Origin of the sequence: Roseiarcus sp. (assembly GCF_052145395.1) — a bacterium.
Lineage (GTDB): Bacteria > Pseudomonadota > Alphaproteobacteria > Rhizobiales > Beijerinckiaceae > Roseiarcus.
In genome coordinates this window covers 1-9678 of the sequence record NZ_JBKQOT010000234.1, presented here as the reverse complement: position 1 = coordinate 9678, position 9678 = coordinate 1, and the positions used below count along the sequence as shown (strand labels likewise).

10 protein-coding genes and 1 tRNA gene are annotated in these 9678 nt (G+C 68.3%); 6 read left to right on the top strand and 5 right to left on the bottom strand.

The features are described from left to right. Positions 1–38: 38 nt before the first annotated feature. The 3 genes from ACLP25_RS07960 to ACLP25_RS07950 form a co-directional block, all read right to left on the bottom strand. Positions 39–113: transfer RNA gene (locus tag ACLP25_RS07960), tRNA-Thr, on the bottom strand. Positions 114–198: 85 nt separating this feature from the next. Then, positions 199–1188: a LysR family transcriptional regulator gene (locus ACLP25_RS07955; protein WP_442468674.1), complete on the bottom strand. Its 990-nt coding sequence runs from the start codon at positions 1186–1188 to the stop codon at positions 199–201. A gap of 13 nt (positions 1189–1201) precedes the next feature. Beyond that, a complete protein-coding gene (locus tag ACLP25_RS07950) occupies positions 1202–2185 on the bottom strand; it encodes an L-threonylcarbamoyladenylate synthase (protein ID WP_442468673.1) in 984 nt (327 codons plus the stop codon). Positions 2186–2291: 106 nt separating this feature from the next. Here ACLP25_RS07950 and ACLP25_RS07945 point away from each other — a divergent pair, with 106 nt between their 5' ends. Both ACLP25_RS07945 and ACLP25_RS07940 read left to right on the top strand, forming a co-directional pair. Then, a complete protein-coding gene (locus ACLP25_RS07945; protein WP_442468672.1) occupies positions 2292–4097 on the top strand; it encodes an acyl-CoA dehydrogenase in 1806 nt (601 codons plus the stop codon). Next, positions 4094–4825: an enoyl-CoA hydratase-related protein gene (locus ACLP25_RS07940; RefSeq protein WP_442468671.1), complete on the top strand. Its 732-nt coding sequence runs from the start codon at positions 4094–4096 to the stop codon at positions 4823–4825. The genes ACLP25_RS07945 and ACLP25_RS07940 overlap by 4 nt, the downstream gene beginning before the upstream one ends. 22 nt (positions 4826–4847) lie before the next feature. Here the strand turns inward: ACLP25_RS07940 and ACLP25_RS07935 are convergent, their stop codons facing one another. Together ACLP25_RS07935 and ACLP25_RS07930 are read right to left on the bottom strand one after the other, a co-directional pair. Next, on the bottom strand, positions 4848–5315 hold the full coding sequence (locus tag ACLP25_RS07935; RefSeq protein WP_442468670.1) for a TIGR02301 family protein: 468 nt from the start codon (positions 5313–5315) through the stop codon (positions 4848–4850). After that, a complete protein-coding gene (locus ACLP25_RS07930; RefSeq protein WP_442468669.1) occupies positions 5312–5764 on the bottom strand; it encodes an NUDIX hydrolase in 453 nt (150 codons plus the stop codon). Before ACLP25_RS07930 ends, ACLP25_RS07935 begins: the two co-directional genes overlap by 4 nt. Positions 5765–5994: 230 nt before the next feature. Here ACLP25_RS07930 and ACLP25_RS07925 point away from each other — a divergent pair, with 230 nt between their 5' ends. The 4 genes from ACLP25_RS07925 to ACLP25_RS07910 all read left to right on the top strand — a co-directional run. Then, on the top strand, positions 5995–6576 hold the full coding sequence (locus tag ACLP25_RS07925; protein ID WP_442468668.1) for an NnrU family protein: 582 nt from the start codon (positions 5995–5997) through the stop codon (positions 6574–6576). Positions 6577–7003: 427 nt separating this feature from the next. Next, positions 7004–7345, top strand: coding sequence for a cupin domain-containing protein (locus ACLP25_RS07920; RefSeq protein WP_442468667.1), 342 nt, complete (start codon positions 7004–7006; stop codon positions 7343–7345). 167 nt (positions 7346–7512) lie between these two features. Then, entirely contained in the window at positions 7513–8394 is an 882-nt protein-coding gene (locus ACLP25_RS07915) for an alpha/beta fold hydrolase (RefSeq protein ID WP_442468666.1), read from the top strand. Positions 8395–8711: 317 nt separating this feature from the next. Then, on the top strand, positions 8712–9678 hold a 967-nt coding region (locus ACLP25_RS07910), incomplete at its 3' end, for a dihydroxy-acid dehydratase domain-containing protein (protein WP_442468665.1).

Below are 9678 nucleotides of genomic sequence, written 5' to 3'. Positions count from 1 at the left end.
CCCCGCTCGAAAATTTTCCCGCTAAGTCTTTGATTTGATGGTGCTGCAAGAGAGGATTGAACTCTCGACCTCTCCCTTACCAAGGGAGTGCTCTACCACTGAGCTACTGCAGCATCCGGGCGCTCGTGGGCGCCGAAAGAGCGTCGGGCTTTTGCCACAGGCGGGGTCCCATGGCAAGCCGATGACAGTCGGCCGACGTCATTCGCTTTCGGACCCTTCGATCGTCCGGCGATGCTTGGTCATCTCGGTGCCGGCAAAATCCATAAACGCGCGAACGCGCGCCGAGCGCCGCAGGTCCGAGTGAGTGAGAATCCATAAGCCCTGGTCCCATTCCCGCAGCGGCGGACCCATCCGCGTCAGGGCGGGGTTCTGCTCGCCGAGGTAGCAGGGGAGCGGCGCGGCGCCGACGCCGAGCGCGATCATCTCGAGCACGGAATGAATCGAGTTCGCCCGCGCGGCGAGCCGCTCCGGACGGACGTTCGACTCGACCCAGCGGCGCGCGAGCGGCGGCCCGAAGTCGTCGACGAAGCCGACGAAGGGAACCGAATCGACCCGTCCGGTCCCGCTTCCGTCAGCGAGGTCGCGGCGGCAGTACAGCGCCCAGCGCACTGTGCAGATGCGCCGGCCGACCAGGGTCTCGGGCGGATCGTTGGTCACCCGGATCGCGACGTCCGCGTCGCGCCGGCTGAGGTTCAGCTCCTGTTCCGACAGGATAAGATCAATGACGACGCCCGGGTTTTGCCCCTGAAACTGCGCCAGGATCGCGGGCATGAAACGCTGCCCGATCGCTTCCACCGTGGTGACCTTGAGCCGTCCCGTGGGCCTCGCGTCGCGGCCCGCCACGCGCCGCTCGAATTCCATGATGGATTCGGCCATCAGGTTGGCGAGCGCGATCATCTCGTCCCCGGCGGCCGTCGGGTCGTAGCCGAAGCGCGAGCGTTCGAACAGAGGCGCGCCGACCCGCGCCTCGAGCGCGCCGAGCCTGCGGAACACGGTCGAATGGTTCAGGCCGAGCAGCGCCGCAGCCCCGGCCAGCGAGCGCGAATCGGCGATCGCCTTCACCAATCGAAATTCGTCCCAGCTAAGCTCCGCGTCCATCGAACCAAAATTCTGCCGCCGCTCCGGGTCAGCACCCTGCGCCCGCGGACCCGGCGCCCGCAAGTCCGGAGACCGGACTATTGTGGTCATAGGACCTTCACGCTCACTCGCCTCTCGGCGCCGCCGCCCGCCGCAGGCGGTCGTTGATCGCCGCGCCCAGGCCGCGCCTCGGAACGGGCGCGGCGGCGATCGCAGCGGCGCCGGATTCATCGAGCGCACGCAGATAGGCGAAGAGATGGGCCGCGGCCTCGGCGAGATCGCCTGACGGCGAAAGGTCGAGGCGGATCCGGTCAGGGCCGCCCGCCAAGGCGCCGCCGAAATCGAGCGCCGCTTCGTCCGCCGAAACAGCGACCGCGTCGAGCCTGAGGCGCGCGCGCGGCGCATAATGCGAGGCGAGCTGACCCGGCGCATTGGGCGCGTCGCGGGTCTTAGGCTCCTGCGCGAGCGGCCGCCCGAGCGCCGCCGCGATCGCCTCCTCGGGAACGGCGCCCGGACGGAGCAGAGTTGGCCCCGCGGTGAGGCAGGCGACGATCGTCGATTCGAGTCCGTGGCGCGAGGGCCCGGCGTCCAGAATCCAGTCGATGCGGCCGTCGAGGTCGGCGAAGACATGCGCGGCGGTGGTCGGGCTGACGTGGCCCGAGCGATTGGCCGAAGGGGCGGCGAGCGGGCGCCCGGTCGCCTCGATGAGCGCGCGGGCGACCGGATGGTCGGGAGCGCGCAGCGCGAGCGTGTCGAGCCCCGCGCGGGCGAGCAGGCTCACCCGGCAGGTCGCCGCAACCGGCAGGACCAGGGTCAACGGCCCCGGCCAGAAGGCGCGCGCGAGCCGCTCGGCGTCGGCGTCGAACCTCCCGTGCTCGCGCGCCGCCTCGACGCCGAGCACATGCGCGATCAGCGGATTGAAGACGGGGCGACCTTTCGCCCCATAGATGGCGGCGACCGCCTCGTCCGACGTCGCGTCGGCGGCCAGCCCGTAAACGGTCTCGGTCGGCATGGCGACGAGGCCGCCCTGGCGCAAACTTTCGGCCGCCGCGGCGACCGCTTCCGGCGTCGCCGGGACCTGCCGCGTTCGTCGCGGACTCTTCGTCATCGTTTCTATCCGCCGAATGCGTGAGAAAATGGTCTATATTTAAGCGGGTTCAGCTTTGAACTATCAAGCGGGCGCGTCGACGCCGAAAAAGTGCGGAGGAGTTCTCATGACGTATCGATCCCCAGTCGCCGATATCCTGTTCTCCCTCAAGGCTGTCGCGGGCCTGCCGGAGCTCATCGACGGAAAGCTCGACGGGGAGTTCGACTGGGAGACGATCGCCTCTGTCATCTCCGAGGCCGGGCGCTTCGCCACCGAGGAGATCGCACCGCTCAACCGCACCGCCGACACCGCTGGCGCGGCTTACGAAAACGGCGTCGTGACGACGCCTCCGGGCTTCGCCGACGCCTATCGCCGCTGGGCCGAGGCCGGCTGGGGCGGCGTCTCGGCCCCGGCTGAGTTCAGCGGCATGGGACTGCCGCACCTCGTCAACGTCGCCTGCACCGAAATCTGGAACGGCGCCTCGATGGCCTTCGCCCTTTGCCCTCTGCTCACCGAAGGCGCGATCGGCGCGCTCAAGACCTACGGCTCGCGCGAGCTCCTCGGCACCTATCTGGAGGCCATGGTCTCCGGGCGCTGGACCGGCACCATGAACCTGACCGAGCCGCAGGCCGGCTCGGATCTCAACGCGGTCAGGACCCGCGCCGAGCGCGCCGACGACGGAACCTACCGCCTGTTCGGGCAGAAGATCTTCATCACCTACGGCGAGCACGACATGGCGGAGAACATCGTCCATCTCGTGCTCGCCCGCTTGCCCGGCGCGCCGGCCGGCACGCGCGGCCTGTCGCTGTTCCTCGCGCCGAAGTTCTTGGTCAACCCGGACGGGACCTTGGGCGCGCGCAATGACGTGCGCTGCGCCAGCATCGAGCACAAGCTCGGCATCCACGGCTCGCCGACCTGCGTGATGATCTTTGGCGAGAGCCAGGGCGCCAAGGCTTGGCTCGTTGGCGAGGAGAATCGCGGCCTCGCCGCCATGTTCGTGATGATGAACGCGGCGCGGCTCGCCGTCGGGACGCAGGGCGTCGCCATCGCCGAGCGCGCCTATCAGCAGGCGCTGGAGTTTTCGCGAGAGCGCCGGCAGGGCCGCAGCGCCAAGGGCGGCGACGGCAAGGGCGAGGTCGGAATGTCGCCGATCATCGAACATCCCGACGTGCAGCGCATGCTGATGACGATGAAGGCCTACGCCCATGCGGCGCGCGGGATCTGCCACCTGACCGCGGCCTCGCTCGACCTCGCCAGCCACGGACGGACGGAGGAGGAAAGGGCGGCCGGCGCCAATCGGGCCGCGCTCTTGACGCCGATCGCCAAGGCCTTCTCGACCGACCTCGGCGACGAGGCGACGTCGATCGGCGTGCAGATCCACGGCGGCATGGGCTTCATCGAGGAGACCGGCGCGGCCCAGCACATGCGCGATTCCCGGATCGCCGCGATCTACGAGGGGGCCAACGGCATCCACGGCGTCGACCTCGTGCTGCGCAAGCTGCCGCTGGCCGGCGGCGCAACGGCCCGAAACGAGGTCAACGCGATCCGCGATGTCGCGCGGGCGGTGTCCGAGCGCGGCGGCCCCGCGTTCGGCGCGACCAGCGCGCGGCTGTCCGAGGCGGCGGAGGCGCTCGACCAGGCGACCCGCGCCATGCAAGCCTGGCTGGCGACCGACACCGAGTCGGCGCTCGCTGGCGCGTCCCCCTATCTGCGCCTGTTCGGCCTGACGCTCGGCGGCGGTTGCCTCGCCAAGGCGGGGCTGGCCGCCCAGGCCCTTGCCCGCGATGGCGACGACAGCGAACTCGCCCGGGTCGCGCTTGCGCGATTCTACGCGGAGAAGCTGCTTCCCGTCGCCCCGGGCCTCAACCGGATCGTCGCGTCCGGCGCCGCGTCGCTGAGCGCCTACGAGGCGGTTCTGGCGGACGGCTCATGAGCGCCAGGATCGAGGTTGCGCGCGAGGGGGCGGTTCTGATCGCCGCCTTCGCGCGCCCGGAGAAGAAGAACGCGATCACCGGCGCCATGTACGAGGCGCTGATCGAGGCGTTCGCGCTCGCGGGTCGCGGCGGCGTCTTCACCGCGGGCAACGACATCGGCGATTTCCTGTCGATCGCTTCCCGAGCGGCCGGTTCGCCCGACGCCGCCGCATTCCCGGCCTCGCGTTTCGTGGCCAGGCTCGCCGATTTCGAAAAGCCGCTCGTCGCCGCGGTTGACGGTCAGGCGGTCGGCGTGGGGACGACGCTGTGCTTCCACTGCGACCTCGTTTACGCGACGCCGGCCGCGCGGTTCCACATGCCGTTCGTCAATCTCGGCCTCGTGCCCGAGGCGGGATCGTCGCTGCTCGCGCCGCAGCGCTTCGGCCGCGCCAAGGCGGCGGAGCTCCTCATGCTCGCCGAGCCGTTCGACGGCGAGGCCGCGCTTGCGCTGGGCTTCGTCAACGCGCTCGTTCCGGCCGAGTCGCTTCTCGCCCATGCGGTCGGCAAGGCCGCCGCCCTCGCGGCCAAGCCGCGCTCGGCGCTGCTCTCGACGCGCCGTCTCCTGCGCGGCGACCTCGCGCCGCTGAAGGCGCGGTTGGCGGAAGAGAACCAGGCTTTCGCCGCTGCGCTCGCCTCTACCGAAGCCCGCGCCGCCTTCATGGCGTTCATGGCCGGCGCGAAGAAATAGCCGGGTCGCCGGCCTTGCGCCTTCACCCGCCGTAGCGGCTGGCCAGATCGGCCGCAAGCCGCGCGGTCTCGTTGAGATAGCGCTCGATCACGGCGTTGGCGGCCGGCCCGCAGACCCGATAGCTGGTCGCGTAGTCGCGAAAGCCCTTGTTGTAGGCGCCGGCGAGCAGATTGCGGCGCTGCTCGAGGCTCTCGGCGTCGAGGAGCGCGGCCATCTTGGCGCGAAATTCGGCGCTGTCGCCGAGGCCGCAGAGATCGCGGAGATAGGCGAGCGAGCCGAGCAGTTCGGCGAGCCTCAGGAGTTGCGGTTCGTAGGGCGGCGGACGTTCCGGCGGCGGCGCAGGCGCTTGCGTTGACGGTGGCCGCGCGGGTGGCGCCGGCGCCGAGGCTAAGGGCGCGGCTTTGGACGCCGGCGATTCGGCCGCCCCGCCCTGGCCGATCAACGCGGCGAGGACCGACGCTGCGATGACGATCGCCGCGGACCGCCTCACCGGCTTGTGCTCTCGATGCGTTTTGCGCTGGCGATGACTTCCGCGAGCTCCGGGGTGGTCAAGAGCGAGGCGCTGGCTTCCGGTTCGATCCAGGCGACAGCGTCGATTTCCTTGCTGACGCGCGCCTCGCCCCGGATCCAGCGGCCGACGAACGAGGCGATGACGAAATGCGCCCGGATCCGACCGCCCTCGCGCACGAGCGGCTCGACATGCCGGTTGAAACCGATCACCTCCGCCTCGACGCCGACCTCCTCGCGAAGCTCGCGTAGCCCCGCCTCGACCAGGGTTTCGCCGACCTCGACCACCCCTCCGGGCAGCGAAAAGCGCCCGGCCATCGGCGGCCGCGCCCGGCGCCCGACCAGAACCCGCCCCTCACGGAACACGGCGATCGAAACAGCGAGGATCGGACGCGGCGGATAGAGCCGGTCCTCGGGCCCGTCATTGGCCATGCGGAAGGCTCCCAATCGGACTCCTGGCGCGAACGGCGGCCGGGACGCAGGCGGGGAAAAGCTTTTGCGGCGGGCGGGCGACGGGAGCTGAGGTCATGGGCTTTGGCGTTCGAGAGTCGGCCGCCTTCCTAGCACGGAGTCGGCGCCGAGGCCGCAGCGGTCTTGCCATGGCGGCGTCCCGGCGCCACCCTTGCCGCCGCTCCTGTCCTCCGTCGGCAAGCGGTGCCTTCATGACGTTGCTCGTATTCGGCCTGGTGATCTTCCTCGGTCTTCACTCGATCCGCATATTCGCCGAGAGCGGGCGGGAACGCGCGATCGCGCGTCTTGGCGAAGGACCGTGGAAGGGCGTCTACGCCCTTTTGTCGCTCATCGGCCTGGTGATGATCATCTGGGGGTTCGGCGAGGCGCGGTGGACGGCCCCAATCCTCTGGGCGCCGCCGTTCTGGACGAGCCACATCGCGGTGCTTCTCATGCTCATCAGCATGATCCTGCTCGCCGCCTACCTCCTCAAGACGAGTCATATCGCGGTCGCGGTCCATCACCCGATGCTGTGGGCGGTCGTCATCTGGGCCGTCGCGCATCTCCTGGCCAACGGCTCCGCGGCCGACCTCGTGCTCTTCGGCGCGTTCCTCGTCTGGTCGCTCCTGGACCTGTCGGCCAATTACGCGCGCGATCGGGCTAAGGCGATCGCCTATCCCGCGCCGAACTGGGGCGCGACCATCGGAGCGGTCGTGATCGGAATCGTCGTCTGGGGCCTTCTGATCGGCGGGCTCCACCTCTGGCTGTTCGGCGTCGCGCCGCTGGCGATGTAGGGGTTCGCGCCTGACACGGGGTTCCCAGCTCGATCGGGTGATTGGAGGCAGGGAACGAAGCGCCAAGTCGTCCCGAGCCATTGAACGTCGCGAATCGACGTCAAGCTGCCGTTGCAGGCCGCCGGAGCGCGACGTCTTGCCAACCCCGCCTGACAAGCGCACAATCTTTTTGGCGCGGGACACGCAACCCGCGCAGGGATCTTCGGCCGTCTCGCCGCGCTCGCGATCAAAGACGGACTGTGAAGATTAAGGCCAACCCGCCGCCCGCGCGCAGGAGGGACACATGGCTCAATCTCAAGACCGAGCACAATCCGGCCCGACGCCTCAATCGAAGGCCTCCTCTCCGACAGAACCGGCCCGAAGCCCGCAAACGCGAGCCGGAAAGAAGCAAAAATTCGTTGTCAGCCATCTGCGCGAAGCCGAATTCTTGGCGGGCCTGCGTCCCTATGCGGACTATCGCGACCTCGGGATCGCCAAGGCGACCGACGGCCTGGCGCAGGCGCATGTCATCCGATTTAGGCCGCCCTTCCGGCCCGAGGAGGCGTCCACGCCACACTATCATGTGGTCGACTTTCAGATGATCTATGTGCTGAAAGGCTGGTACAAGACCGCGTTTGAAGGCGAGGGCGCCCATACGTTCGAGGCAGGAAGCTGTTGGATCCAGCCGCCCGGGATCAAGCACTCCGTGCTTGGCTATTCCGACGACTGCGAACTTCTTGAGATCGTGCTGCCGGCCGATTTCAAGACGGTGACGGTGGAGTCGCTTTAGACGGACGGCGACTGTGGCCTTCCGATCGGTTCGACCATCGGTGAAATGTCCGGAATTTGCGCGGAACTGCCGCTCTCGCCGTGCTGCGGACATTGCGGATTGCCATCCGGGATTGCTTGCAGACTCATTATTCAACCGAGAGTGGTCCTGCTCAACCGGAGGCTCGCGTGCCGTACGCCACTGCCCACGACGGAGTGAAACTCTACTACGAGGAGACTGGCGCCGGCGCGCCCGTCATCTTCGTGCACGAATTCGCCGGCGACCTCCGGAGCTGGGAGGCGCAGCTGCGCCATTTCGGCCAGCGCTACCACGCCATCGCCTATAACGCCCGCGGCTATCCGCCGTCGGACGCGCCGGAGGAGGTGGGGAAATATTCACAGGACCGCGCGGCTGACGACATCGCCGCCGTGCTCGATCATTTGCAGCTGAGCCGCGCCCATATCGTCGGCCTTTCCATGGGCGGGTTCGCCACGCTGCATTTCGGCTTTCGGCATGCGCCGCGCGCCCGCTCGCTGACAGTCGCCGGCTGCGGCTATGGGGCAAATCCCGCCAAGCGGGAGGACTTCCGCGCCGAGGTCGCCGCCTCAGCGGCCTTGCTGCTGGAACAGGGCACGGAGAAGTTCGCCGAACGCTACGCCTACGGGCCGACGCGGGTGCAGCTCGAGAACAAGAGCCCACGCGCCTTCGCGGACTTCAAGCGCCAGCTCGCCGAGCACTCCGATATCGGCTCAGCCAACACGCTGCTTGGCGTGCTGCGCGAGCGGCCCTCGCTGTATGACCTCAAGGATCAGATGAAGGCGCTGAACGTCCCGACGTTGATCCTTGCCGGCGACGAGGACTGGCCTTGCCTGCTGCCCGGCATTCTCATGAAGGAGATCATCCCCTCGGCGGCGCTGGCCGTGATGCCGAATTGCGGCCACGCCATCAACATCGAGGACCCCGACGCGTTCAACCGTATCGTCGGCAATTTTCTGTCCTACGTCGATTCCGGCCGCTGGCCAATGCGCGACCCGCGCGCCATGAGCGCCTCCTTCACAGGCATGCGCTGATCACAAGGAGCAATAAGGAGACGTAGCGACGCCATCGCGAATGCCCGCTCCTTGTGCGCATTCCCGCCGTCCAAATGTTGGCTTCCAGCGACCGCAATCGGTCCTTTGAGGCTATCTGGCTCGGGGGACAAATCTTTCATTTTCGCCACTCGCGGCGCAAAGTTCGGTCCCGCGGGCTGCGCGAGGGCCGGCCTGCCGTCCGAGTCAAATCGTCTTGCCGGCGCTACTATCGCCGAAAGATTGAATCGATCCGCCGACCCGCCCATACTGGCATGTCAGCGCGCCGCCCCGATGCGGCCCTGAGGAAAGGTTCGAAAATGGCAGACAAGCCCAAGACCGGCGGCGGCGCCGGCACGGCGAAACGTCCCCTCCGCTCGCGGCAGTGGTTCGACAATCCCGACAATCCCGGCATGACGGCGCTCTACATTGAGCGCTACCTCAACTACGGCCTCACGCCGGCGGAATTGCGCTCCGGCAAGCCGATCATCGGCATCGCCCAGACCGGCTCGGACCTCGTGCCCTGCAACCGCCACCACCTCGACCTCGCCAAGCGGGTGCGCGACGGGATCGTCGCCGCCGGCGGGATCGCGTTCGAGTTTCCCGTCCATCCGCTGCAGGAGACCGGCAAGCGGCCGACCGCCGCGCTCGACCGCAACCTCGCCTATCTCGGCCTGGTCGAGATCTTGATGGGCTATTTCATCGACGGCGTGGTGCTGACCACAGGTTGTGACAAAACAACCCCGGCCTGCGTCATGGCGGCGGCGACGGTGAACGTTCCCGCGATCGTGCTTTCGGGCGGCCCGATGCTGAACGGATGGCGCCACGGGGAGCGGACCGGCTCCGGGACCGTTGTCTGGCAGGCGCGCTCCGATCTCGCCGAGGGCAAGATCGACTATGAGGAGTTCATGGCGCTCGTCACCTCCTCGGCGCCTTCGACCGGCCATTGCAACACCATGGGCACCGCCTCGACGATGAACGCGCTGGCCGAGGCGCTCGGCATGAGCCTGCCCGGTTGCGCGGCGATCCCAGCGCCCTACCGCGAACGCGGCCAGATCGCCTACGACACCGGCCGGCGCATCGTCGACATGGTGTGGGAGGATCTGAAGCCGTCCGACATCCTGACGCGCGAGGCGTTCGAGAACGCCATCGTCGTCAATAGCGCCATCGGCGGCTCGACCAACGCCCCGATCCATATCAACGCCATCGCCCGCCACATCGGAGTCGACCTCACCGTCGCCGACTGGGAGACGATCGGTCGCCGCGTTCCCCTGCTGGTCAACATGC

Coding starts and splice junctions, on each gene's coding strand:
- ACLP25_RS07940 (WP_442468671.1), top strand. CDS start 4,094: ATGAGCGCCAGGATCGAGGTTGCGCGCGAGGGGGCGGTTCTGATCGCC.
- ACLP25_RS07945 (WP_442468672.1), top strand. CDS start 2,292: ATGACGTATCGATCCCCAGTCGCCGATATCCTGTTCTCCCTCAAGGCT.
- ACLP25_RS07950 (WP_442468673.1), bottom strand. CDS start 2,185: ATGACGAAGAGTCCGCGACGAACGCGGCAGGTCCCGGCGACGCCGGAA.
- ACLP25_RS07925 (WP_442468668.1), top strand. CDS start 5,995: ATGACGTTGCTCGTATTCGGCCTGGTGATCTTCCTCGGTCTTCACTCG.
- ACLP25_RS07955 (WP_442468674.1), bottom strand. CDS start 1,188: ATGACCACAATAGTCCGGTCTCCGGACTTGCGGGCGCCGGGTCCGCGG.
- ACLP25_RS07930 (WP_442468669.1), bottom strand. CDS start 5,764: ATGGCCAATGACGGGCCCGAGGACCGGCTCTATCCGCCGCGTCCGATC.